This is a genomic window from Rhizobium sp. BK377 (genome assembly GCF_014193935.1).
GTDB lineage: Bacteria > Pseudomonadota > Alphaproteobacteria > Rhizobiales > Rhizobiaceae > Rhizobium.
The window spans coordinates 387,830-411,158 of record NZ_JACIAC010000001.1; the positions used below are offsets into that span (position 1 = coordinate 387,830).

Genomic DNA, 23,329 nt, shown 5'->3' on the forward strand with positions numbered 1-23,329 from the left:
TTACTGTTTCGCCTTTTCGTCGCCGGGCAGCACGTATTCCGTGCCTTCCCAAGGGGACAAGAAATCGAAATTACGGAATTCCTGCTTCAGTTCCACCGGCTCGTAAACGACGCGCTTTGCCGCATCGTCGTAGCGAACTTCGACGAAACCGGTCGTCGGGAAATCCTTGCGCAGCGGATGACCTTCGAAACCGTAATCGGTCAGGATACGGCGCAGGTCCGGGTGGCCGGTGAAGAGCACGCCGTACATGTCCCAGGTCTCGCGCTCGAACCAGTCGGCGCCCGGATAGACGGCGCAGGCGGATGGAACCGGCGTATCTTCGTCTGTCGCCACCTTCACGCGGATGCGCAGGTTCTGCTTCGGAGACAGGAGATGATAGACGACGTCGAAGCGCAGTTCGCGCTGCGGCCAGTCCACACCACAGATGTCCGTCAGGTTGACGAAGCCGCACTTGGCGTCGTCGCGCAGGAAGGTCAGCAGCGGGATCAGATTGTCGCCGGTCGTCGTCAGCGTCAGCTCGCCATATTTGAGCTGCGAGGCGGCAATCAGGTTGCCGCGCGCTTGCGAAAGGTACGACGAAAGCTCAGTGAGGGCTTCGCTCATAATTTTCTGTCCTTGCCCTTAGCGTTCGATCGTGCCGGTGCGGCGGATCTTCTTCTGCAGCAGCAGCACGCCGTAAAGCAATGCTTCCGCCGTGGGGGGACAGCCCGGCACGTAGATGTCGATCGGTACGACGCGATCACAGCCGCGAACGACCGAATAGGAATAGTGATAGTAGCCGCCGCCGTTGGCGCAGGAGCCCATCGAGATGACGTAACGCGGCTCAGGCATCTGGTCATAGACCTTGCGAAGCGCAGGCGCCATCTTGTTGGTCAGCGTGCCGGCAACGATCATGACGTCCGACTGGCGCGGCGAAGCACGCGGCGCAAAGCCGAAGCGTTCGACGTCGTAACGCGGCATGGAGAGCTGCATCATCTCGACGGCGCAGCAGGCGAGACCGAAGGTCATCCACATCAGCGAGCCGGTACGAGCCCAGTTGATCAGCTCGTCGGTCGACGTGACGAGGAAACCCTTGTCGGCGAGCTCATTGTTGATCTCGCCGAAAAACGCGTCGTTGCTGCCGATCGGCTTGCCGGTCGAGGGATCGATGATCCCCTTCGGCTGCGGCGCTACGAGCGTCTGATTGCCAGCGGGGGCTACTCCCATTCCAGGGCTCCCTTCTTCCATTCATAGATAAAGCCAATGGTCAGCACGAAGAGGAAGACCATCATGGACCAGAAGCCGAACCAGCCGATGGCGCCGAAGGAAACGGCCCATGGGAAGAGGAAGGCGACTTCAAGATCGAAGATGATGAAGAGAATCGACACGAGGTAGAAGCGGATGTCGAACTTCATACGAGCGTCATCGAATGCGTTGAAGCCGCATTCGTAGGCCGAAAGCTTTTCCGAATCGGGCGCCTTGAATGCAACGGCAAACGGCGCAATGAGCAGCGCCAGGCCAATAACGAGCGCGATACCGATGAAAATAGCGATCGGAATATAGGAACTGAGCAGTTCAGTCATCATGTTCATCCCTGCTTGCGGGCGGCGCCGGGCGGCGCAACTGGGCAAATGCCCGGCAAGCGAACGTGCGTTGCAACAAGCCGTGGTTAGCGCAGCCGGAGCCCCGGCGCAAGACTTTTACAGAAGCTATTCGAACAGCGTCAGACGGACGTTATCAAGCAGATGCAACGATGTCGCGACAAATCCGCAAATGTCGCGGAAGGCCGCATGGCTGACCCTCGGAAACTGCATGGCTTTTTGAAGAAAAATGGCGCGAGTGACGGGGCTCGAACCCGCGACCTCCGGCGTGACAGGCCGGCACTCTAACCGACTGAGCTACACCCGCGCATTGGACCTTTCGGACCGTGAGGATATCACGAAACCGGACAGATGGCGTCAATTTGACGCCCGCTTGAAATGGCGCGAGTGACGGGGCTCGAACCCGCGACCTCCGGCGTGACAGGCCGGCACTCTAACCGACTGAGCTACACCCGCATTCTTTCAAGCAATCCGGTGCTGAGCACCTCATCCGAACGAGCTGGCCGCTTGGATGAGCGGCTAACTAAGGGGTTCGCCTTTTAGTGTCAAGCAGGTTTGGAGACAAAACCATGACAGTCCTGAAATTGTTTCGGAAGGCCTTCCCGATCCTCCCGACAAATCGGCGATTCTGCTTTGCCTGCGGACCTGAGATCCACTGCGTCAGGTTTTTCCACAAGCAGCCCGCACGAAGGCGGCGGGATGCCTGAAACGCCCGCGACAGAGTTTCGCAACGGAAGCCCGAATCGCCTGCGCCCTCTCAGAGCCTGAAGTCCGTTGCTGCCGCCTCAGGCGTTGCCGGCATATTGCTCGTCGCTGACCTGCTCCAGCCAGTCCGCCACGCTACCGTCCAATGCTTCCTGGATGGCGATGTGGCTCATGGCGGTCTCAGGGCTCGCCCCGTGCCAGTGCTTCTCGCCCGGTGGGAACCAGACGACATCACCCGGGCGGATTTCCCTGATTTCGCCGCCCCATGTCTGAGCGAAGCCTCTGCCTGAGGTAACGATCAGCGTCTGCCCCAGGGGATGCGTATGCCAGGCGGTTCGCGCGCCCGGCTCGAAGGTTACGTGAGCGGCCCGCACACGCGCAGGCTCCGGCGCCTCGACGAGCGGATCGAGACGAACGGAGCCGGTGAAATAATCGGCCTGGCCCCTCGTGGAAGGGCGCGAGCCTGCAGTCTTGATATCCATGATCTTTCCTGTTCTTCCGTCGGCTGCGGTTGAAGCGTCACTGACAAGGATATTTGATCGCAGCAGACGATCCAAGCGCCATCGGCGATTGTCGCCCTACCCGGCGCCTGCTACTTCGAGAACCTTTCATCACCATCGGAGGAATTTCCATGAAACATCATGCTTTTGGCCGCCTGCCCTTTACCGTCACCAATATCGGCTTCGGCGCCTGGCAGATCGGCGGCTCCTGGGGCGATGTCAGCGAAGCGGACGGCCGCGCTGCCTTGAATGCCGCACTCGACGCCGGCATGACCTTCATCGATACCGCCGACGTTTATGGTGACGGCCGCTCCGAAAAGATCATTGCCGATGTGCTGAAGGCGTGTGGCGACGAGCGCCCGATGGTCGCGACCAAGGCCGGCCGCCGTCTGAACCCGCATGTCACTGAAGGCTACACCAAGGCCAATCTGGAAGGCTTCATCGACCGCAGCCTCAAGAACCTGCAGGTGGACAGCCTCGACCTCGTACAGCTTCACTGCCCGCCGACGGAGGTGCTCTATCGACCGGAAGTCTTTGGAGGCCTGGACGAGTTGCAGAAGGCCGGCAAGATCAAGGGCTATGGCGTCAGCGTCGAGAAGGTCGAGGAAGCTCTGAAAGCGATCGAATATCCCGGTGTCGTCAGCATCCAGATCATCTACAACATCTTCCGCCAGCGTCCCGATCATCTGTTTTTCAGTGAAGCCCGCCGCAAGAACGTGGCGATCATCGCTCGCGTGCCGCTTGCCAGCGGCCTCCTCTCCGGCAAGATCACCGGCGACACGACGTTCGCAAGCGATGACCATCGCAATTTCAACCGCAACGGCGAGGCCTTCGATGTCGGCGAGACCTTCGCAGGCGTGCCCTTCGAGGTCGGCCTGCAGGCCGTCGAGGAAGTGCGCAAGCTCGTTCCAGCCGGCGCCAGCATGGCAGCCTTTGCGCTTCGCTGGATCCTGATGGCGGAAGCAGTCACGGTCGTCATCCCCGGCGCACGCAATGCCGAGCAGGCCAAGGCGAATGCAGCCGCCGCCGATCTTGCGCCGCTCCCTGCCGACGTCATGGCCGCAACGCGTGAAATCTACGGGCGACTGATTGCGCCGCATGTGCATCAACGCTGGTAGGCTCTGAGAAGAATCAATGGAAAGGCCGGGCGAGAGTCCGGCCTTTCCATTTCATGGGAACGCGAACTCAGTTCGTGGCGGTCAGGTTGACCGGGAAGAACAGGGTTTCGCCCGAAGAGTCGCTCACACCGTCATTGTCGGTCACGGCATAGGCCTTGCCCGATGCGTCGAAGGCAAAACCTTCCAGCTTGTCGAGAATGTAGCCGTTGGTGGCCGACTTCAGATCGCCGATGAAATCATGGGCTTCCGTCTTCTTGACGACGGGCAGATCGGCCCCGAGCTTGCCCGGCTTCAGGTCGGAGATTGCAACCTTGTAGAGCTTCTTCAGCTTGGCTGCATCGCCGACGAGATTGTCGCGTTCGATTATGTAGACGCTGTCGCCCTGAGCGGTGATTTCGGATAGACCGACCCAGCCGCTCTCGGTCTTGTCGAGCGGGTAGCGCACGCCGCCCCATTCCTTCTTCTTCGGATTATAGGAGACGAGCTTCACGAAGCCTTTCTCATCGTCGTTCCACTCGCGCTGAACGGCCATCCACAGCGTTGCATCATCGCCGGTGCCGACGATCGTGATACCTTCGAAGCCGAAGCGGATTTCGTTGGCGAGCAGTTCCTTCGGCAGGGCGATCTCGGTCTTGATGTCGCCCTTTGCGGTGACGTTGTAGAGAGCATGCGGCACCAAGCGCTCGGTATACCCCTCCGAGGCCAGCCAGAAGGAGCCGTCGGCAGCAACAGCGACGCCTTCGATGTCGAGCTTCTGAGCCGGAGCACCGTCACGCTTGACGACGAGCGCATCGGTGATGACGGCCGGCTTCCTGGTGGCGTCGATCGTGTAGACCGTCGGCTGTGAGGCGAGGAAGCTGTCGCTGACGGCATAGAGCATGCCCGGCTTGCCCGGAACGGCGGCGAGACCAGAAAGAGCTGCAAAGCCGATGGGGTTGCCGTCCTTCTCGGCGGAAACGATCTGCGGATAGGCCTTCTCGCCTTCGCCGCGTTCATAGATCATGACGTGCGAACGCGCGCCGCCGTCCTTGCCAAGGTCGAGTTCGTTGGCGGTGGCAAGCAGGTTACGCTGCGGAATGGCGACCGCGCCTTCCGGAGAAATGCCCGAGGGCAGGATCTGCAGCAGCTCCGGCTCGGCGCCGGTGTCCTTGTACACGCCAACGACGGAAGCGCGTTCAGCAAGCAGGAAGAACAAGTCCTCGTTCCCGAATTTCGCGGCTTCCAGCCCTTCCGGCTCGACGCCCTTCGACGAGGAGCGGCTTTCCGGATAGTGGCCGAGCGCGGCGACGGCCCGCTCGAAGGAGCTGCCGGATTCGAACAGGACCTTGCCGGTCTTGTCGAAGATGGTGAAGCCGCGCGAGCCGCCTTCATAGTCGCCTTCGTTGGCGACAACGAGCCGGTTGTCGTCCAGCCACTTGACGGCATCAGGCTCGCGCAGGACGCCCTTCTTCTCGCTGGTGAACTTCAGGGCGCCGTCACGCTTGGTGTCGATGCCCGTGAGATCGACGCTGCCGGCAGAGAAATGCGTCTTCACCGTGCCGGTCGCGCCGTCGAGAATGATGATCTCGTTGTTTTCCTGCAGCGTGAGCGCAATTTCGTTCTGGCTGTTGAAGGAAACGAATTCCGGTTCCGGATCGTCAGGAGCAACGCCGGCAAGGCCGGTCAGGGCGATATGCTTGATGGTGCCGCAATCGACGCTGCCATCGGTCTTGAGTTGGAAGACGACGAGGTCGCCTGCCGGCATCTGCGGTAGTTTGCCGTCATTGACCTCTTCGTCACGCTCGTTTTCGATCGCGATCGCGCCGAGCGTCCTGTCCTTGTTGAGGGCGATCGAATCGGGCTGGCCGCCGAGATCGCAGGTCGCGTCGATCTTCTTGGTAGCGATATCGACGATCGCCAGACGGCCCGACGGTTTCTGCTTGCTTTCGCCGGTATTGACGGCGACGAGCGCCTTGCCGGCCGCTGTCGTCACCGAGGTCGGCTCGCCGTCCATCATCAGCGCGCCGCCGGCCTTGGGCGCCTTGGCATCGGTAATGTCGATGAAGCCGATCGCGCCGAGCGGGCTGTCGCTATAGATCAGCGTGTTGCCATCCTGCGAAGCGGTGATGATTTCGGCCGAGGTAGCCGAAAGCTTGTCCTTATCGGCCGGCAGGTTGGTCGCGACCGGGAAAGAGGCGATGCGGTTGAAAACCGGCTCAGCCACTGCCGGGAAGGCAACGGATGCGAAAAGCACGGCAGCAAGCGCCGCCTTGTGCGCAGACAATGTCATTGAAAATCCCCCAATATCGAACAATCGAACAGAGGTTTTCTGCGGGACTGCCATGACAGACACATGACAACCTGCGACATTTTGTACGGTTTGCGTCAGGCCGCCTGCCATTCGCGATGCATCTCGCTGCGCTCGCAGGCTCGAGCCGAAGCCCTTACCGCTGGTGGGGCTTTTGCCCCGGCTCGAAAGCATCACCGTCGTAAGACGAAGCGCGGCATACGGCAAGCGCTGAAAGCAAAAAGGGGTCCGGCATTACCGAACCCCCTCAAAATCCTGCGCGGCCGTTCTCGTTTACGGCCGGCGGACAATCTCGTATCAGCCGTTGACGGCGTCCTTCAGGCCCTTGCCGGGCGTGAACTTCGGCACGTTGCGTGCCGGGATGTCGACTTCGGCGCCGGTCGACGGGTTGCGACCCTTCGTGGCAGCGCGATGAGAAACCGTGAAGCTGCCGAAGCCTGCGAGGCGAACATCGCCCTTGCCCTTCAGTTCGGTCTGCACAACGTCAAAAACGGCATCGACGGCAGATGCTGCGTCAGACTTCGTCAGTCCAGCCTTTTCGGCTACTGCGGACACGAGTTCATTCTTGTTCATGTTTCCACCCCTTTCTAAATGGTTTGAAACAACTCAATCTGGAAGCTAGGCGCAGAAATCGCTTTCATCAGGCCCGCCGAGAACCCAAAAACCCTGCAAATCAAGGAAAAGCAAGCGCCTACATGACGTTTTCACAAAAAAGGCCGGCGTTTCCGCCGGCCTTTTTCACGATTTGCAACAATTGGGCGTAAATGTGGCCGCCAAGTCTCAATGAGCTATGGCAACGCCTGCGTCATCTAGCCCTTCGACGGTCGCGATGACCGGCGTTTCAACCGTGCCATCCCATTCGATCGGCTCGGGACGACGGACAAGCGCGTGCTTGATCACTTCGCCCATACGTGAGACCGGAATGATCTCCATGTTGTTCTTTACGTTGTCAGGAATCTCGGCCAGATCCTTGGCGTTCTCTTCCGGAATCAGCACCTTCTTGATACCGCCGCGCAGTGCGGCAAGCAGCTTTTCCTTCAGGCCACCGATCGGCAGGACACGGCCGCGCAGGGTGATTTCACCCGTCATTGCCACATCCTTGCTGACCGGAATGCCGGTCATGATCGAGACAATCGCGGTTGCCATCGCGACACCGGCAGACGGACCATCCTTCGGCGTCGCGCCTTCCGGCACGTGCACGTGAATGTCGCTCTTGTCGAAGCGCGGCGGCTCGATACCGAAATCGACGGCACGCGAGCGGACATAGGAGGCCGCCGCAGAGATCGATTCCTTCATCACTTCCTTCAGGTTGCCGGTGACGGTCATGCGGCCCTTGCCGGGCATCATGACGCCTTCGATCGTCAGCAGCTCGCCGCCGACTTCCGTCCAGGCAAGACCCGTGACCACGCCGACCTGATCCTCGCGCTCGGCTTCGCCGTGGCGGAAGCGCGGAACGCCAAGATAATCGTCGATGTTCTCTGCCGTAACGTGAACCGACTTCGTCTTGCCCTTGATGATCTCGGTGACCGCCTTGCGGGCAAGCTTCATCAATTCGCGTTCGAAGTTACGGACACCGGCTTCGCGGGTGTACTGCTGGCTGATTGCCATCAGGGCGTCGTCGCTGACCGAGAATTCACTCGGCTGCAGCGCATGTTCCTTGATGGCCTTCGGCAGCAGGTGCCGCTTGGCGATTTCGCGCTTCTCGTCTTCGGTGTAGCCGGCGATACGGATGACCTCCATGCGGTCCATCAGCGGAGCCGGAATGTTCAGCGTATTCGCCGTGGTGATGAACATCACGTCCGACAGATCGTATTCGACTTCCAGGTAGTGGTCCATGAAGGTCGAGTTCTGGGCCGGATCAAGCACCTCGAGTAGAGCCGAAGACGGATCGCCGCGGTAGTCCTGGCCGAGCTTGTCGATTTCGTCGAGCAGGAAGAGCGGGTTGGACTTCTTCGCTTTCTTCATCGACTGGATGACCTTGCCGGGCATCGAACCGATATAGGTGCGGCGGTGACCGCGGATTTCGGCCTCGTCACGAACGCCACCGAGAGCCATACGGACATATTCACGGCCGGTGGCCTTGGCGATCGACTGGGCGAGCGAGGTCTTGCCGACGCCCGGAGGGCCGACGAGGCACAGGATCGGACCCTTGATCTTGGTGGCGCGGGCCTGGACCGCCAGATACTCGACGATGCGCTCCTTGACCTTTTCAAGACCGAAGTGATCGGCTTCGAGGATCTTCTCGGCATTGTTGAGATCGGCCTTGATCTTCGACTTCTTGCCCCAGGGGATACCGAGCAGCCAGTCCAGATAATTGCGCACGACGGTGGCTTCAGCCGACATCGGGCTCATCTGGCGTAGCTTCTTCAGCTCCGCGTCGGCCTTTTCACGGGCCTCCTTGGAGAGCTTCGTCTTGGCGATGCGCTCTTCCAGTTCGCTCATCTCGTCGCGGCCTTCCTCGCCGTCGCCGAGCTCCTTCTGGATCGCCTTCATCTGTTCATTCAGGTAGTATTCGCGCTGGGTCTTCTCCATCTGGCGCTTGACGCGCGAGCGGATGCGCTTTTCGACCTGCAGGACCGAGATCTCGCCTTCCATGAAGCCGAGCGCCTTTTCGAGGCGAGCCTTGACGCTGGTGGTTTCCAGCATCTCCTGCTTCTCGGTGATCTTGATAGAGAGATGCGAGGCGACCGTATCGGCGAGCTTGGAATAGTCGTCGATCTGGCTGGCCGCACCGACAACCTCGGGCGAAATCTTCTTGTTGAGCTTCACGTAGCTCTCGAATTCCGACACGACCGAACGCGACAGAGCTTCCAGTTCGACCGGATCGTCATGCGGCTCTTCGAGCACGTGACCGAGAGCTTCGTAGAAATCTTCGCGGCTCGTATAGGTATCGATTTCGGCGCGGGCGCGTCCTTCGACCAGAACCTTCACGGTGCCGTCAGGCAGCTTCAAAAGCTGGAGGACGTTCGCGACCGTACCGACGCGGTGGATCGCAGACGGGTCCGGATCGTCGTCGCTGGCGTTGATCTGGGTGACCAGCATGATCTGCTTGTCGGAACCCATGACCTCTTCGAGCGCACGGATCGACTTTTCCCGCCCGACGAACAGCGGCACGATCATATGGGGGAACACCACGATGTCGCGCAGGGGGAGAACAGGATAAGCGGTGCTGCTCGCTACAGACGTTTTCTTCGTCATTTTTATTCCTTTCCATCGTCCCGTTACCGGGCTCTCTGGCGCGGCCGCTTGGGATCCGGCCGGCACTCTCACTTGTTGCTACAAGTGGAGGTTCTGACTACGCTTTTCAAGCCACGTTAACGCCCGCGTTCCACGGTTGTGACAGCTTTATTACATGGAACGCCAACACAATGAAGCGCCTATCTGGAGCGACGCTTACCATTTCCGAACCGCCTAAAATAGCAACGCCAGCAACAGGCTACGGAATCACAGCATCATTGCCAAGGGTCATCGTTTGCGCAATATCGGCCAAGGCTGTTTTCAACCTTGCCCGCAACTATTATCAGCGCCCGGCACCCGTTTTCAAATAGAAAGGGGCCCGCACAAGGCAAGCCCCTTGAAATAACGGTTCCCAACGCAAGTCAGGCCGAGACGTTTGCCTTCTCGTCCTGGCGGTCCGCATAGATATACAGCGGACGGGCCGAGCCCCGTGCGACCTCTTCCGAGATGACGACTTCGCGCACGCCTTCCAGCGCCGGCAGTTCGAACATCGTGTCGAGCAGGATCTTTTCCATGATCGAGCGGAGGCCTCGGGCGCCGGTCTTGCGGATGATCGCCTTGCGGGCGATTTCGCGCAGCGCGTCCTCGTGGAAGCTCAATTCCACGTCTTCCATCTCGAACAGGCGCTGGTACTGCTTGATCAGCGCGTTCTTCGGCTCGGACAGGATCTGGATCAGTGCGTCCTCATCAAGGTCCTCAAGCGTCGCCAGAACCGGCAGACGGCCGATAAATTCCGGGATGAGGCCGAACTTGACCAGATCTTCGGGCTCAAGTTCGCGCAGCACTTCGCCGACGCGGCGGTCGTCCGGCGCCTTGACGGTCGCGCCAAAGCCGATCGAGGTCTTTTCGCCGCGAGCGGAGATGATCTTGTCGAGGCCTGCAAAGGCGCCACCGCAGATGAACAGGATATTCGTCGTGTCGACCTGCAGGAATTCCTGCTGCGGGTGCTTGCGGCCGCCTTGCGGTGGAACCGAGGCAACCGTGCCTTCCATGATCTTCAGAAGCGCCTGCTGCACGCCCTCGCCCGATACGTCGCGAGTGATGGACGGGTTGTCGGACTTGCGGGAAATCTTGTCGACTTCGTCGATGTAGACGATGCCGCGCTGGGCGCGCTCGACATTGTAGTCCGCAGCCTGCAGAAGCTTCAGGATGATGTTTTCGACGTCTTCACCGACATAGCCGGCTTCCGTCAGCGTGGTCGCGTCGGCCATCGTGAAGGGAACGTCAATGATGCGGGCCAGCGTCTGGGCAAGATAGGTCTTGCCGCAACCGGTCGGGCCGACCAGCATGATGTTCGACTTCGCCAGTTCCACATCGCCGTTCTTGGAGGCGTGCGCGAGGCGCTTGTAGTGGTTGTGAACGGCAACCGACAGGATCTTCTTCGCCTGACGCTGGCCGATGACATATTCGTCGAGAACCTTGATGATGTCCTGGGGCGTGGGAACGCCGTCACGGGACTTGACCATCGAGGACTTGTTCTCCTCGCGGATGATGTCCATGCACAATTCGACGCATTCATCGCAGATGAACACGGTCGGTCCGGCAATAAGCTTCCGGACTTCATGCTGGCTCTTTCCGCAGAAAGAACAATAGAGGGTGTTCTTGCTGTCGCCGCCGTTGCTGCCGCTGACCTTGCTCATATCACTTTCCTTCCAGCACGCCGCATTTCCAACACGAAATCGCGGTCCACTCAATCAGCTCCCTGACGGCGCCCCTACCCGGAGCTTCTGCCGACAAAGGCTTCAGGGGGTACGAACCGGGCCGAATCAATCATGTCCGGGTGCCGGCGGCAACGAATTCCCCTTCGAATGCCGAATGCTATGTCATAAAAATTCAACATAGCATTAATAGCTACTATTAGCGTCTCCGCCGCCAGTTGAAACCCCTTGTTCAATCACAAATGGGATAGAACTGTGGCAGCGAAAACACCATCCCTATTAATTACTAGGCCTGATCGCCTTCGATTTCCACGCGCGATGTCAGAACCTTGTCGATGACGCCCCAGGTCTGGGCCTCGTCCGCATCCATGAAATGGTCGCGATCGAGGGTCTTTTCGACTTCCTCATAGGTACGGCCCGTGTGCTTCACGTAGACTTCGTTGAGGCGACGCTTCATCTTCAAGATGTCACGGGCGTGACGCTCGATGTCCGATGCCTGGCCCTGGAAACCGCCCGAGGGCTGATGGACCATGATGCGGGAGTTCGGCGTGGCGAAACGCATGTCCTTATGACCAGCAGCCAGAAGGAGCGACCCCATGGAAGCAGCCTGACCGATGCATAGCGTCGAGACGGCCGGCTTGATGAACTGCATGGTATCATAAATCGCCATACCGGCAGTGACGACGCCACCCGGCGAATTGATATAGAGCGCGATTTCCTTCTTGGGGTTTTCGGCCTCGAGGAAGAGAAGCTGGGCGCAGACGAGTGTCGCCATATGGTCCTCGACAGGACCCGTCAGGAAGATGATGCGTTCCTTGAGCAGGCGAGAATAGATGTCGTAGGAGCGTTCACCGCGGTTGGTCTGTTCCACAACCATCGGCACGAGGGCCATAGCGGTATCGACTGGGTTTCTCATGTGCGTCCTTTTAACGTCTTTCCGGCGAATGCCGGGAATCAAAGAAAAATGCCTTGTTCCTACATAGAGTGTCCCCGCCCCCCTCTTCAAGACACGCATAAGGATAACGTTAAGAAGCAGGCGCGGCATATGGCTTTGGCATTTCCCTATCCCGTCTGTTCCAAACGCCTGTTAACGGCGAGGCCAGACCTTTCCGTCCCACAGCTTTTGTCGGTGACAGGATGAAGAAAGGCTTACCACATTCGACAGATCTTACGAACATTTACCGGGCGGAAAGCTTACCGGCAGATAACGCCGAAATTCTCGGCCCAAGGTTCGCGCCATTAATCAAACAGCGAGCTTCTTCGGCCAGAATGCGCCAACGCTCAAGGGGTTGCTGCCGTGTTCAATGTCGCTACAGGTCTGTCCATCTGGTGCTCTGAGGCCCTTACGCTGGCGCTGGTTTTGTTCGTGGCCTGGCGCCACAACCAGAAAAGCGCCGCCTACCTTTTTTGGGGACTAGGCTTCCTGTTCAGCGGCATCGGCTTTGCACTGGTCGCCGCCCGCGGCGAAATTCCCAACCTGCTTTCCATCGAAATCGGCAATGCCATCGCCTTGCTCGGACAGAGCGCCTGGGTTGCCGGCTTCCTTGCCCTCGACCGCAAGAAAATGGAATGGTGGGCGCTGCTGCCGCCGGTAATCTGGCTCGCGGGCGTCTTCCTGCCTTGGATCAACGAAGATTATTCCAACCGGGTCATTCTTTACAATCTCGCTTCGGCGACCGGCGCCACTGCGCTCGGCATGGCGGTTGCCGCGGGCGATATCCGCCGTGAACGCACGCGCGTCTTCCTGATGGCCGTCTTCGTGCTGCAGGCCTTCCTCTGCTTCGGCGTGGCCATCACAATGGCGCTGATCCTGCCTTCGGATGCTCAGGCAACGAATTTCAGCGGCGCGGCCGCCATGGCGAGCGCCTTCCTGCTCACCATCGCCTTCGCGCTTACCTGCCGCCTCATCATGGAACGGTCGGAACGCCATCTGCGCGTGCTGACACTGACAGATACGCTGACCGGCGTGCTGAACCGCCGCGGCCTGCTCGGCTATTTCGATAAAATCCAGGAAAAGGCACATAACGAGCAGCATCAGGTCGCTGTCATCCTTTTCGACCTCGATCATTTCAAGCGCGTCAACGACCGCTTCGGCCATCAATCCGGCGATGCCGTCCTGACCGCCTTTGCCCGCCTTGCCCGTCAGTATATCCCCAACAACATTTTCGGCCGCATGGGCGGCGAGGAATTCGCGGCCTTCGTGACCGTCCGCGACCAAACGGAAGCGGAAGCACTGGCGGAATCGATCCGCGCCGAATTCTGCCGCCTGCCAGTCAGCACGGGCGAGGCACTGATCCCCGCCACCGTCAGCGTTGGCATCGCGCTTTCCTCGGCGATCGACGCCAATATCGACCGGTTGGTCTCGGCTGCCGACCGGGCGCTCTATTCGGCCAAAGCTGCCGGCCGCAACTGCACGGTCGTCTTTGGCGAGGAAGAAGCAGCGGCACCCGCGCCCACCGAGCCCAACTCCAATGCCGGCGAGCTCGTGCCGACCGTCGACGATCAGGTGGAAGCATTGCGCCGCATGGGCGAGCTCTCCCGCGCAAGTTAAGCGTCCGTCTTTTCGAGGCGTGGCAAATCCGCTAAGCCTCTGGCCATGATGATACCGCCCTTCCTCAAGATCGATCCAGCCACCCGCCATGTGTCGCTCGATGGCAACGACCCTGCCTTCTACGGCAATCCAAACGCGGTCTATGCCGCGCTCCATGCCCATTGCCCCACCTTCTATTGGGAGGAGCAGAAGCAGTGGTTCGTGACCAACTACGATCATGTGAACGGGCTGCTGCGTGACCGCCGCTTCGGCCGGCAGATCCTGCATATTGCCAGCCGCGAGGAGCTCGGCCTCCCCGAGCCGGAGCCGCACATCGCCGCCTTCGATCTCGCCGAGCGCTATTCGCTGCTGGAGCTCGAGCCGCCAGAACACACGCGACTGCGCACGCTCGTCAACCGCGCCTTCGTCTCGCGCCATGTCGAGAGGATGAAGCCGAAAATCGAAGAGCTCGCCCACAGACTGATCGACGGCTTCGCCGACAGAGGCGAGGTCGAGCTGCTCTCGGCCTTTGCCGATGTCATCCCCGTGACAATGATCGCCCGCATGATCGGCATCCCCGAAGAAATGGGGCCGCAGCTCCTCAAGTGGTCGCATGCCTATGTGCGCATGTATATGTTCGGGCGCACCCGCGCGGACGAAGATGCTGCGGAACAGGCGGCACGAGAATTTTCCGACTATGTGAAGACAGTCATTTCCGAGCGCCGGGCCGAGCCGCGTGACGACCTGCTGACGCATATGATCCATACCGAGCACAAGGGCCAGTACCTAACGGAAGACGAGCTCGTTTCGACGACCATCGTGCTGCTCAATGCCGGCCACGAAGCGACGGTCCACCAGATCGGCAATTCGGTGCGCATCATCCTGGACAGCGGCTACGACCCGGCAGAGCTTTTCCGCGACGAGGCCGCCACCGAACGCACCGTCGAGGAGTCGCTGCGCATCTGCGCGCCCGTCCATATCTTCCAGCGCTGGGCGCTCGAACACGCAGAGATCGATGGGGTGGAGTTCAAGCGTGGCGACAAGGTGAGCATGATCCTGGCCGCCGCCAATCTCGATCCGGCCAAGTTCCGCGACCCCCTTACCTTCAAGCCCGACCGCAACGAGGCGGCCAACCTCTCTTTCGGCGCCGGCATCCACTTTTGCATCGGCGCGCCGCTGGCGCGGCTGGAGCTCAACGTCGTGCTGCCGATCCTGTTCGAGCGGCTGCCGGGGCTCAAGCTTATGAGGACACCCGTCGTCAAGGATGTCTATCATTTCCACGGCCTCGATCGCCTGGATCTCGTCTGGTAGGCCACCACACTGCTCAAAGACAGGACGACCGCCACAGAGCGTGCAGTCGCAATCCGTGCGGCATCACGCGGCTTGCTCTTGAAGCTTGCTGGATATGTCGACTGCCGACATTGGTTTTCCGATGAGATAACCTTGCAGCTGATCGCAGCCGGCCTCTCGCAGGATCGCCGCCTGGCGCGTATTCTCAATGCCTTCAGCGGTAACGGGAATTTGCAGAGCGGTCGCCAGAGAGATGGTTGCTCTGAGGACATCGGCACCATTCGAGGCTTGATCGAGAGCAGACACGAGCGAGCGGTCTATCTTCATTCGATCGAACCCGAACTGCCGCAATGCACCAATGCTCGCATAGCCGCAGCCAAAGTCATCGAGGGCGAATTTTATACCCACCTGTTTGAGATGATCTATCGAGCGGCGGGCCTGTTCCGGATTTGTCATGAGAACGCCTTCGGTGATCTCCAGTGTCAGGCGCTTCGGATCGAAATCGAGTTCCTGCAGTAGCGAAATCACTACGGCGGCGAATTCCGGATTGCAGAGTTGGACCGGCGAAACATTCACCGACAATGCCAGACCGGGCCAGTTCCTGGCATGCTCGATCGATGTTTTCAGCATATGAACGCCGAGCGCATCAATGAGGCCGCACCTTTCGGCAAGCGGGATGAAAATCTCCGGGCTGATGTTTCCTGTTGGAGCTCGCCAACGTGCAAGTGCTTCAAGACCAGTGACAGCACCTGTCGTGGCAGAGACAAGAGGCTGGAAAAAGGCTTCGATCGCACCATTGCTGATGGCGCTCTTCAACAGAGCTTCCATTTCGGCGACTCTCAGGCGTTCCCGATCCAGCTCCGGATCGTATTCGACCGCTCGGCCTCTGCCGTTGGCCTTGGCGCGGTAGAGTGCCATGTCTGCCCTGCGGAGAAGCTCCAAAGACGGTATGTCTCCCTCACGTCCCGCCGCCCCAATGCTTGCCCCGACTTCGATCGTTCGACCATCGATCTTGAAGGGTTCGGCAAACAGCGCCAGAATAGTGTCTTGTATTTCTGCACGCGTGGCGGTTCCAATCTGCACCAGCGCGAACTCGTCGCCTCCCAGCCGGGCCGCCGCAACGACTTCCGGGTGGCAGGCGATCAGGGCGTTCGATACGATCCGGATCAGATCATCCCCTACGGCGTGCCCCCAGGCGTCGTTGACGGCCTTGAACCCATCGAGATCGACCAGATAGAGCCGGGGCGACGAAAAATCAGCGCCGTCCAACTCTTCCAGCAGTGCGAGAAGCCCATGCCTGTTCAACAGGCCACTCAGGCTATCGTGGTTTGCTTCGAAAATCGCTGCCTGCGCCAGCTGACGCAGGCGCCGGGCCTCGAATGCGCCCACCAGCAGTACGCCCCCAAGGAACATCACAAGGATGATGACGGCAGCAGCAACGTAAGGATAGACCTGGTCAAACACGGCTTTTCCGGGCGCTTTGCTGGGCCAGACAAGATGGCCGATGATGCCCCCTTTGATGTCCGTGATCGGGGTGCTCAGCAGGCCCGGCTCGGGCGCGGCCGCAAGGCGCAACCCTTCGAGTTCGTGCTCGTTCGAAAGAGTATTGAGAACTTCCGACGTGAGCTCCTTGTAGAGGCTCAGCACATTCAGCTTCGGAAGCTCGCCTTCGGCGGTGAAAGGCTGGATTGCCTGCGACACGATCAGCGCGATGCCTTTTTCCGTCTTTATGAAATTGACGACCGGCGCCTGTCCGGAGTCGGCAGCTTTGTCGATTTGCCGGTAAAAGGCGGCGCCGAAAAAAACACCCGGTTGGAAGGGTTTGCCTTTGGCATATGCGGAGACGATCGACGAGCGGTCGGGGGCAATCACGACCGCTCCGTCATAGAGCGGATAATCCGCGCTGGTTTTACCCCAATTCTCGTAGGCCCAATCCGCGGCATCAGCGGATGACATCGCTTTATAGGCATCGTCCCAAACGGCATTATCCGTGGTTGTCGCGCTTAAGCGGCCGACAAAGGCTGCAATTGCCGCACGGGCGGCGCGCGTGGCCCTGGCATCATCGATCTCGTTTGCAGATCGGGTCATCTTGACCACGACATGAGCCATGAGGCCTGTCAGCACGAGAGCGACGACAAGGAAGCAAACGGTTGTCGCAATGATGGAAGATGTTTGGGTGCGAACGTGCCTACCCGCAAGGTTCGACGACATGCCAATCCCGAAAAGATGAATTGCAAGGCCATGTCTATGGTGACGGCAGAAGACATCATGTCCGCAATGCGCTGCAGATAAGGGTCTATCATTTGATGATGTAGGCATCCTTAATTAGGATAGTCAAAAACACCCTATCCGGCCGATATTCAAATTTTGATCACGTAATCCTTGCGAGTCGTTTCAACGACTTCCCAGGTTCCCCTGAAGCCTGGTCTGAGGATCATCCGGTCGCCTGCCCTTAGATGCACCGGCTCACCGCCATCCTCGGTCACGATCGAATGGCCGGAAAGCAGGCTGAAATATTCCCATTCCTCGTAGACGATGCGCCACTTGCCAGGCGTCGCCTCCCAGATGCCGGCATAGAGGCCGCCCTCGGCCTCCTCCAGATTCCAGGTGCGGAATTGCGGATTGCCGGAAATGATGCGCTCGGCGTCGGGAGCACCGACTTCCGGTTCGACGTCGTCAATATCGAAGGGGATCGCGTTTGCCATGGTCACCCTTTTCCTCAGTATCCTTCGCGGCAAAGATTAAGCACAAAAAGAGCGACATCGGCAGAGTCAAAAACTAGCCGACCATCGTGACAATCAAAAATTCCTAAACAGGCGTGTGCCGGGCGGGTCGGCTTCGTACCTTCGTCGCAGCGAAGACAGAGACAGCCATTTCAACGTCGCGATGCAGGCTAGATGCGTATTAGCACAAATTGATATATGTCCGAGAGCGTTGCCCTATGTGAAGATGCCTCCCTTCACACTACAAGGGAGGCATCTATGAAGCCTTTTTGTGCCGCATTGACGATTTACCTTGTGTTCGGCATGTCGGCAAGTCGCTACATCTCCCTTCCAGGTTATGCGTTCAGGACAGACCCGACTTGCCACCGCACCGTCTCTAAACTCCAGTTCGACAGGAAATGCGATTGGCCAAGGGTCGGGATAAAGGACTTTTCGCCGCCGAACCAGTTTGGCTTCAGGCTCTAAATGGCCCAGTCAAGCAAAGTCTATCGCCGTCTTGCGATAGTTCTGGTCCACCTGCAGCGACGATCAGAGCCAGGTTCGGATTGAGGCGGTCGAATTCAATTATCAAATAGCGGAAAAACTGTTCAATGGGTCACCCAGGAAGCTTTCATGCTAGATTGGCGTTCCAGAAATCCACCATCTCGAGCGAAACAGCCATGGCAGCAGGAAACAAATCGTCCGAGGCGAGAGCCTCACAGAAACGTCGTCATAAATTCAATCCCAAGCGGGACCCGAAGCCACAGGTCCTCGCCCAGGCTAATCGCACGGTCTTACGGATTGCTTCCGCGGTGATAGTTGCTTTTCTCGTCGTCGTCGCCATTCAGGCACTGTGGTAGCCGCCTGTTGTGAAAAAAAGCCCACAGGGCCGGCAATCTCGAGTTTTTCTTGTCCACTATTTTCGTCGATCGCATGAAAGCTGCGCCCGAGTCTATTCCACTCGGACGCTGATCCCATGGGCCTATCCCGACAAACCAGCCTGCGAAAATACAAGCGATGCTGCGAGGGACGCTTAGATCTTCGATAGCGACTGCTCGAGATCGGCAATGATGTCTTTCACATCCTCGATGCCGACAGAAAGGCGCACCACGTCCGGCCCGGCGCCTGCGGAGATCTTCTGCTCATCCGTCAACTGTCGGTGCGTGGTGGAGGCCGGATGGATCACCAGGGAGCGCGTATCGCCGATATTGGCGAGATGTGAGAAGAGTTCCAGGCCCTCGACCAGCGCCTTGCCGGCCTCATAGCCGCCCTTGACACCGAAGGTGAAGACCGAGCCTGCACCCTTCGGTGAGTAGCGCTGCTGCAGGGCGTGGTTCGGGTCGTCTTCCAAGCCGGCATAATTCACCCAGGCGATCTTGGAATGGGCCTTCAGCCATTTGGCGACATCAATCGCATTGTCGCTGTGGCGCTGCATGCGCAGCGGCAGCGTCTCGATGCCGGTCAGGATCAGGAAGGAATTGAAGGGCGAGATCGCGGGGCCGAGGTCACGCAGGCCGAGCACACGGCAAGCGATCGCGAAGGCGAAATTGCCGAAGGTCTGGTGCAGGACGATGCCGTTATATTCCGGCCGCGGGCTGGAAAGCATCGGATAGTTACCGGTCTTCGACCAGTCGAAGGTGCCGCCATCGACGATGATGCCGCCCATGGAATTGCCGTGGCCGCCGAGGAACTTGGTCAGCGAATGCACGACAATATCCGCACCGTGCTCGATTGGCCGGATGAGATACGGCGTCGCCATGGTGTTGTCGACGATCAGCGGCAGGTCGTGACGATGGGCGATTTCGGCGATCGCGGCGATATCGACGAATGTGCCGCCTGGATTGGCAAGGCTCTCAATGAAGATCGCCCGGGTCTTGTCGTCGATCCTGCTCTCGAAATCACCGGGATTATCAGGGTCAGCCCAGCGCACCTGCCAGCCGAAATTCTCGAAGGCGTGGCCGAACTGGTTGATCGAGCCACCATAGAGACGGCGAGCGGCGACGAAATTCTCGCCCGGGCGCATCAGCGTATGGAAGACGATCATCTGCGCCGCATGGCCGGAGGCGACCGCGAGCGCTGCCGTGCCGCCTTCAAGGGCTGCGACGCGCTCTTCCAGAACCGCCTGCGTCGGGTTCATGATACGGGTGTAGATATTGCCGAATTGCTGCAGGCCGAAGAGGGCTGCGGCATGGTCGGAATCGTTAAAGACGAAGGCCGTTGTCTGGTAGATCGGTGTTATCCGCGCGCCGGTCGCCGGATCGGGCTGCGCACCCGCATGGATCGCCAGCGTATTGAATCCCGGATCGTTTTTGGCCATTTCGTCCTCCCGTGCAATTGTTGACGGGCGCGATCATAGCCACTCGACTGCGAAAGTTAACCGCGATCTTTTTCAACCGCAGCACGTTCCGAGGAAAATCCGTCCTACCTGATGGCGTCAGCCGAAAAGGCGCGGATACTCGATTGCCGGACAGCGGTTCATGACGACCTTGATACCGCCGGCTTCGGCCTTGGCGGCGGCCGCATCATCGCTCACGCCAAGCTGGGCCCACACGACCTGCGGGCGGGGATCGAGTGCAAGTGCTTCGTCCACCACGCCATCAAGGTATTCGGATGCGCGGAAGACATCGACCATGTCGACGGGTTCGGGAATGTCGGCAAGACGGGCATAAACGGTCTGCCCGTGGATCTGCTTGCCCGCCTGCCCCGGATTGACGGGAATGACCTTGTAGCCGCGCGACAGGAGATAACCCATGACACCATTGCTCGGCCGGGCCGGATTGGGCGAAGCCCCCGTTAGCGCGATGGTTTTCACGAATTTCAAAATGCCGGAGAGATAGTCGTCAGAGTAGACATAATGGTTCATGTCAGGGGTCTCCAGTCTGGTGTCACCTGGGGCGGATTTCAGAGTCGGGGTTCATTGAAACCGTTGGTCTGTTTGAGCGTATATATAGGTGCCGGAAAATATCAGGGAGAAATCGTGCCATGAAAAAAATCGCCCTTGCTCTCGCGCTCGTGCTGACCGCCTCGCCGGCGCTTGCGATCTCGCGCTACAATCCGCTTGCCATGAGCTGCCAGAGCGTGCGGGCGGCGATCCACAATGAAGGCGCCGTCATCTTTCGCTACACCTCACCGCGCGGCCTTCCTCTCTACGACCGCTATGTCCGCAACAGCAACTATTGCGACGCGACCGATTATGCGGAATGGACGAGCATTCCCTCCAAGGACAATCCCAGGTGCCGGGTGCTGAACTGCCAGAATATAGACAACCTGGACGGGATGCTACTCATTCCACACTATAGTCTCTAACTCGGCATTCATTCGGAACTGTGAATATTATTGGTTCTTTCGCACCTGCGAGACGACCTGGGCGTCAATCTGAGGCTACAAATCGTAGTCGCAACATCCTTTGGTTGCTAATTTATAATCATTTCAAAGTTATAGAATAATGTCTATATTTCAGCATCATAGGATTGTCGACACCCTCCTTCCAAAGAAGGATTTCACCTTTCATACATAATCTGATCACGATATGTTCACGTGTCCATTAGAAGCATCTCATAGTTGAGTCGGATGACGGTAATTGAACGCATTTCGAGCGCACGTAAAAATTGCTTCAGTGTTGGGCAATTGTTCATCTGAACAATCCATGCTATTGAAAACTGGACCGCGCGGAATACACCCTTCAACTTAAATAACGCAAATCCAGGTTGTTATTTCAGGGCAGGTCCAAGCGGGAAAGCTGTGGTGTTTCCCTGTATTTTGTTGCACTGCGCCCGGACCGTCCACCTTGCCCCTCGACGTTATTCTTCTCGTCCTTTTCGGTGCTCTTCTGCATGCGACATGGAATGCCATCGTCAAAGCCGGCAAGGACAAGTCGCTCGACGCGGCACTGATCTCTGCAGGCGGCGCGGTCGCCTCGCTGCCTTTCCTACCTTTGCTTCCACTGCCGCAGCCGCAGGCCTGGCCCTTCATTGGCGCTTCCGCAATCCTGCAATTTGCCTATTTCCAGCTGGTTGCCGCCGCCTATAGAGCCGGCGATATCGGCTTGGTCTATCCGTTGATGCGCGGCGGCGCACCCCTGCTCATCGTCGCCACCAGCGGCTTCATCCTGAGAGAGCAACTGACGGGTGGAGCGCTTGCCGGAACCTTGACGATCTGCATCGGCATCTTCACGCTCGCCTTCGAAGCGCGCCACGGCAGCCGCCATGCGATCATGCTGGCGCTCATCAACGCCTGCGTCATCGCCACCTATACCTATGTGGACGGCATCGGCGCCCGGCTTTCCGGCAACGCGGTCTCCTATACGCTGTGGATGTCGCTTCTGCCGCCGGTCCTGCTCTTTACCTGGGCGCTGTCGCAGCGCGGTCTGGTGACTGTCGCCACTCACATCAGGCGCAACTGGTGGCGCGGATTGATTGGTGGCGCGGGCTCGATCGCTTCTTACGGGCTGGCGCTCTGGGCCATGACAAAGGCGCCGGTCGCAACAGTGGCGGCGCTGCGGGAAACCGCCATCCTGTTTGCACTCGTCATCTCGGTCACGGTCCTGAAGGAAAAGGCCAGCGTCTGGCGTTACCTCGCCGGCATCGTCATCGCGCTTGGCGGGCTGATCCTGAAGCTTGCTTGATCACTCGCCCTTCCATTCGGGCGTGCGCTTTGCGAGAAAGGCGCCGATGCCCTCTTGCGCATCGCCGGTCAGCATGCTGTCGACCATCACGCTTGCGGCATAGTCATAGGCCTCAGCTATGGGCATTTCGAGCTGCGTATAAAAGGATTCCTTGCCGATCCTCAGGGCCTCCGGCGATTTTGAGGCAATGACGGAAGCGTATTTGCTGACCACCTGGGTCAGGTACTGCCTCGGCACGATACGGTTGACCAGACCGAAATCCTTTGCTGTTGAGGCATCGATCGTCTCGCCGGTCAGCAACATCTCCATCGCCTGCTTGCGGTGGGCGGCGCGCGAAACGGCGACAGCCGGCGTCGAGCAGAAAAGCCCGATATTGACGCCTGGCGTGCAGAAGGTGGACGTATCTGTACAGATCGCAAGATCGCAGCTTGCGACGAGCTGGCAGCCTGCTGCCGTCGCGAGCCCGTCGATCTCGGCGATGACCGGCTTCGGCAAACGACTGATCTCGAGCATCAGATCCGCGGCCAGCGCAAAGGTTTCTTCGAAGAAGGCGACGCCGTCGTCCTCGTCGGCGCGGTGCGAAGTCAATTCCTTCAGGTCATGACCGGCGGAAAAGACATTGCCGGTCGAGGCGATGACGACGATGCGTACGTCCTGGTCATCTGCAGCACCCTGCAACTCGCCCATCAACGTTTCCATGACTGATATAGAGAGAGCATTGGCCGGTGGATTGTTGAGCGTCAGGCGCAATATGCCGCCGGAAAGCTGGCGAAGCACGAGGGCGCCCTCGCCCGAATTGTTGTTGTCCTTGCGGAAGGATACGATCTCGGCCATGGCATGTTCCTGTGCTGTCTGCATCCGTCCTTGTGCCACAAGGGTGGGGCGATTTCGAGCCGAATACGACAATACATGGTTTCTCGGATGCGAAACTTCCTGTTTCTGGACGCAATAAAGTGAGGTATCTCTATACCCCATATTTAACGTATTGTTTTTCCTAAGCTATTTTTCCGGAAGCCAGAATGGCTTGTATTGACCGGCTAATCGATTGCCGCTATAAGCCGCGCCGGAAATGCAGCCTCTCGGGGCTGTTTTCTTTTT

The 23,329-nt window shown here is 59.0% G+C and carries 19 protein-coding genes and 2 tRNA genes; 5 read left to right on the forward strand and 16 right to left on the reverse strand.

Going from position 1 to position 23,329, the window contains the following annotated elements:
• The 6 genes from FHT92_RS01940 to FHT92_RS01965 form a co-directional block, all read right to left on the reverse strand.
• Positions 1-603: an NADH-quinone oxidoreductase subunit C gene (locus FHT92_RS01940; RefSeq protein WP_183822166.1), complete on the reverse strand. Its 603-nt coding sequence runs from the start codon at positions 601-603 to the stop codon at positions 1-3.
• An 18-nt stretch (positions 604-621) separates the two neighbouring features.
• Positions 622-1,206 (reverse strand): NuoB/complex I 20 kDa subunit family protein, encoded by a 585-nt coding sequence (locus FHT92_RS01945; RefSeq protein WP_112544560.1) that lies wholly within the window; start codon positions 1,204-1,206, stop codon positions 622-624.
• A complete protein-coding gene (locus FHT92_RS01950) occupies positions 1,197-1,562 on the reverse strand; it encodes an NADH-quinone oxidoreductase subunit A (protein ID WP_097611397.1) in 366 nt (121 codons plus the stop codon). Before FHT92_RS01950 ends, FHT92_RS01945 begins: the two co-directional genes overlap by 10 nt.
• Before the next feature lie 248 nt (positions 1,563-1,810).
• Positions 1,811-1,887 (reverse strand) — tRNA-Asp (locus FHT92_RS01955).
• A 72-nt stretch (positions 1,888-1,959) separates the two neighbouring features.
• Positions 1,960-2,036 (reverse strand) — tRNA-Asp (locus FHT92_RS01960).
• Positions 2,037-2,365: 329 nt separating this feature from the next.
• Positions 2,366-2,767, reverse strand: a complete 402-nt coding sequence (locus tag FHT92_RS01965) for a cupin domain-containing protein (protein ID WP_183822168.1) — start codon at positions 2,765-2,767, stop codon at positions 2,366-2,368.
• A gap of 149 nt (positions 2,768-2,916) precedes the next feature.
• Here FHT92_RS01965 and FHT92_RS01970 point away from each other — a divergent pair, with 149 nt between their 5' ends.
• On the forward strand, positions 2,917-3,903 hold the full coding sequence (locus FHT92_RS01970; RefSeq protein ID WP_183822170.1) for an aldo/keto reductase: 987 nt from the start codon (positions 2,917-2,919) through the stop codon (positions 3,901-3,903).
• 67 nt (positions 3,904-3,970) lie between these two features.
• Here the strand turns inward: FHT92_RS01970 and FHT92_RS01975 are convergent, their stop codons facing one another.
• The 5 genes from FHT92_RS01975 to clpP form a co-directional block, all read right to left on the reverse strand.
• Positions 3,971-6,172: an esterase-like activity of phytase family protein gene (locus FHT92_RS01975; RefSeq protein WP_210278329.1), complete on the reverse strand. Its 2,202-nt coding sequence runs from the start codon at positions 6,170-6,172 to the stop codon at positions 3,971-3,973.
• Between the two features lie 315 nt (positions 6,173-6,487).
• On the reverse strand, positions 6,488-6,763 hold the full coding sequence (locus FHT92_RS01980; protein WP_183743901.1) for an HU family DNA-binding protein: 276 nt from the start codon (positions 6,761-6,763) through the stop codon (positions 6,488-6,490).
• Between the two features lie 207 nt (positions 6,764-6,970).
• Positions 6,971-9,388, reverse strand: coding sequence for an endopeptidase La (gene lon / locus FHT92_RS01985; RefSeq protein WP_183743903.1), 2,418 nt, complete (start codon positions 9,386-9,388; stop codon positions 6,971-6,973).
• 401 nt (positions 9,389-9,789) lie between these two features.
• The gene (gene clpX, locus FHT92_RS01990) at positions 9,790-11,067 is read right to left on the reverse strand and encodes an ATP-dependent Clp protease ATP-binding subunit ClpX (protein WP_183743905.1); all 1,278 of its coding nucleotides are present in this window, start codon (positions 11,065-11,067) and stop codon (positions 9,790-9,792) included.
• Between the two features lie 304 nt (positions 11,068-11,371).
• Positions 11,372-12,001 carry an ATP-dependent Clp endopeptidase proteolytic subunit ClpP gene (clpP, locus tag FHT92_RS01995; RefSeq protein WP_183743907.1) on the reverse strand — a complete coding sequence of 210 codons (630 nt, stop codon included), beginning with the start codon at positions 11,999-12,001 and terminating at the stop codon, positions 11,372-11,374.
• Positions 12,002-12,382: 381 nt separating this feature from the next.
• Here clpP and FHT92_RS02000 point away from each other — a divergent pair, with 381 nt between their 5' ends.
• Together FHT92_RS02000 and FHT92_RS02005 are read left to right on the forward strand one after the other, a co-directional pair.
• Positions 12,383-13,636, forward strand: a complete 1,254-nt coding sequence (locus FHT92_RS02000; protein ID WP_183822172.1) for a GGDEF domain-containing protein — start codon at positions 12,383-12,385, stop codon at positions 13,634-13,636.
• 45 nt (positions 13,637-13,681) lie between these two features.
• Positions 13,682-14,926 carry a cytochrome P450 gene (locus FHT92_RS02005; protein ID WP_183822174.1) on the forward strand — a complete coding sequence of 415 codons (1,245 nt, stop codon included), beginning with the start codon at positions 13,682-13,684 and terminating at the stop codon, positions 14,924-14,926.
• A gap of 63 nt (positions 14,927-14,989) precedes the next feature.
• Here FHT92_RS02005 and FHT92_RS02010 read toward each other — a convergent pair whose 3' ends face one another.
• From FHT92_RS02010 to FHT92_RS02025, 4 genes are all read right to left on the reverse strand, one after another.
• The gene (locus FHT92_RS02010) at positions 14,990-17,116 is read right to left on the reverse strand and encodes a bifunctional diguanylate cyclase/phosphodiesterase (protein WP_183822176.1); all 2,127 of its coding nucleotides are present in this window, start codon (positions 17,114-17,116) and stop codon (positions 14,990-14,992) included.
• A gap of 149 nt (positions 17,117-17,265) precedes the next feature.
• On the reverse strand, positions 17,266-17,610 hold the full coding sequence (locus FHT92_RS02015) for a cupin domain-containing protein (RefSeq protein ID WP_183743915.1): 345 nt from the start codon (positions 17,608-17,610) through the stop codon (positions 17,266-17,268).
• Between the two features lie 1,030 nt (positions 17,611-18,640).
• Complete coding sequence (locus FHT92_RS02020) at positions 18,641-19,924, reverse strand: O-acetylhomoserine aminocarboxypropyltransferase (protein ID WP_183822178.1); 1,284 nt, start codon at positions 19,922-19,924, stop codon at positions 18,641-18,643.
• Positions 19,925-20,041: 117 nt separating this feature from the next.
• Positions 20,042-20,470 (reverse strand): CoA-binding protein, encoded by a 429-nt coding sequence (locus FHT92_RS02025; protein ID WP_183822179.1) that lies wholly within the window; start codon positions 20,468-20,470, stop codon positions 20,042-20,044.
• A gap of 119 nt (positions 20,471-20,589) precedes the next feature.
• Here FHT92_RS02025 and FHT92_RS02030 point away from each other — a divergent pair, with 119 nt between their 5' ends.
• Both FHT92_RS02030 and FHT92_RS02035 read left to right on the forward strand, forming a co-directional pair.
• Complete coding sequence (locus FHT92_RS02030; RefSeq protein ID WP_183743921.1) at positions 20,590-20,913, forward strand: hypothetical protein; 324 nt, start codon at positions 20,590-20,592, stop codon at positions 20,911-20,913.
• Between the two features lie 481 nt (positions 20,914-21,394).
• Positions 21,395-22,231, forward strand: coding sequence for an EamA family transporter (locus FHT92_RS02035; protein WP_183822181.1), 837 nt, complete (start codon positions 21,395-21,397; stop codon positions 22,229-22,231).
• On the opposite strand, the gene FHT92_RS02040 is transcribed toward FHT92_RS02035, so the two are convergent.
• The gene (locus FHT92_RS02040; protein ID WP_183822183.1) at positions 22,232-23,065 is read right to left on the reverse strand and encodes an enoyl-CoA hydratase; all 834 of its coding nucleotides are present in this window, start codon (positions 23,063-23,065) and stop codon (positions 22,232-22,234) included. It lies immediately after the preceding gene.
• Positions 23,066-23,329 lie beyond the last annotated feature (264 nt).

What these genes read in the sequence shown, in the direction of transcription:
- FHT92_RS01940 (WP_183822166.1), bottom strand. Translation starts at nt 603, where the DNA reads ATGAGCGAAGCCCTCACTGAGCTTTCGTCGTACCTTTCGCAAGCGCGC.
- FHT92_RS01945 (WP_112544560.1), bottom strand. Translation starts at nt 1,206, where the DNA reads ATGGGAGTAGCCCCCGCTGGCAATCAGACGCTCGTAGCGCCGCAGCCG.
- FHT92_RS01950 (WP_097611397.1), bottom strand. Translation starts at nt 1,562, where the DNA reads ATGACTGAACTGCTCAGTTCCTATATTCCGATCGCTATTTTCATCGGT.
- FHT92_RS01965 (WP_183822168.1), bottom strand. Translation starts at nt 2,767, where the DNA reads ATGGATATCAAGACTGCAGGCTCGCGCCCTTCCACGAGGGGCCAGGCC.
- FHT92_RS01970 (WP_183822170.1), top strand. Translation starts at nt 2,917, where the DNA reads ATGAAACATCATGCTTTTGGCCGCCTGCCCTTTACCGTCACCAATATC.
- FHT92_RS01975 (WP_210278329.1), bottom strand. Translation starts at nt 6,172, where the DNA reads ATGACATTGTCTGCGCACAAGGCGGCGCTTGCTGCCGTGCTTTTCGCA.
- FHT92_RS01980 (WP_183743901.1), bottom strand. Translation starts at nt 6,763, where the DNA reads ATGAACAAGAATGAACTCGTGTCCGCAGTAGCCGAAAAGGCTGGACTG.
- lon (WP_183743903.1), bottom strand. Translation starts at nt 9,388, where the DNA reads ATGACGAAGAAAACGTCTGTAGCGAGCAGCACCGCTTATCCTGTTCTC.
- clpX (WP_183743905.1), bottom strand. Translation starts at nt 11,067, where the DNA reads ATGAGCAAGGTCAGCGGCAGCAACGGCGGCGACAGCAAGAACACCCTC.
- clpP (WP_183743907.1), bottom strand. Translation starts at nt 12,001, where the DNA reads ATGAGAAACCCAGTCGATACCGCTATGGCCCTCGTGCCGATGGTTGTG.
- FHT92_RS02005 (WP_183822174.1), top strand. Translation starts at nt 13,682, where the DNA reads ATGATGATACCGCCCTTCCTCAAGATCGATCCAGCCACCCGCCATGTG.
- FHT92_RS02010 (WP_183822176.1), bottom strand. Translation starts at nt 17,116, where the DNA reads ATGTCGTCGAACCTTGCGGGTAGGCACGTTCGCACCCAAACATCTTCC.
- FHT92_RS02015 (WP_183743915.1), bottom strand. Translation starts at nt 17,610, where the DNA reads ATGGCAAACGCGATCCCCTTCGATATTGACGACGTCGAACCGGAAGTC.
- FHT92_RS02020 (WP_183822178.1), bottom strand. Translation starts at nt 19,924, where the DNA reads ATGGCCAAAAACGATCCGGGATTCAATACGCTGGCGATCCATGCGGGT.
- FHT92_RS02025 (WP_183822179.1), bottom strand. Translation starts at nt 20,470, where the DNA reads ATGAACCATTATGTCTACTCTGACGACTATCTCTCCGGCATTTTGAAA.
- FHT92_RS02030 (WP_183743921.1), top strand. Translation starts at nt 20,590, where the DNA reads ATGAAAAAAATCGCCCTTGCTCTCGCGCTCGTGCTGACCGCCTCGCCG.
- FHT92_RS02040 (WP_183822183.1), bottom strand. Translation starts at nt 23,065, where the DNA reads ATGGCCGAGATCGTATCCTTCCGCAAGGACAACAACAATTCGGGCGAG.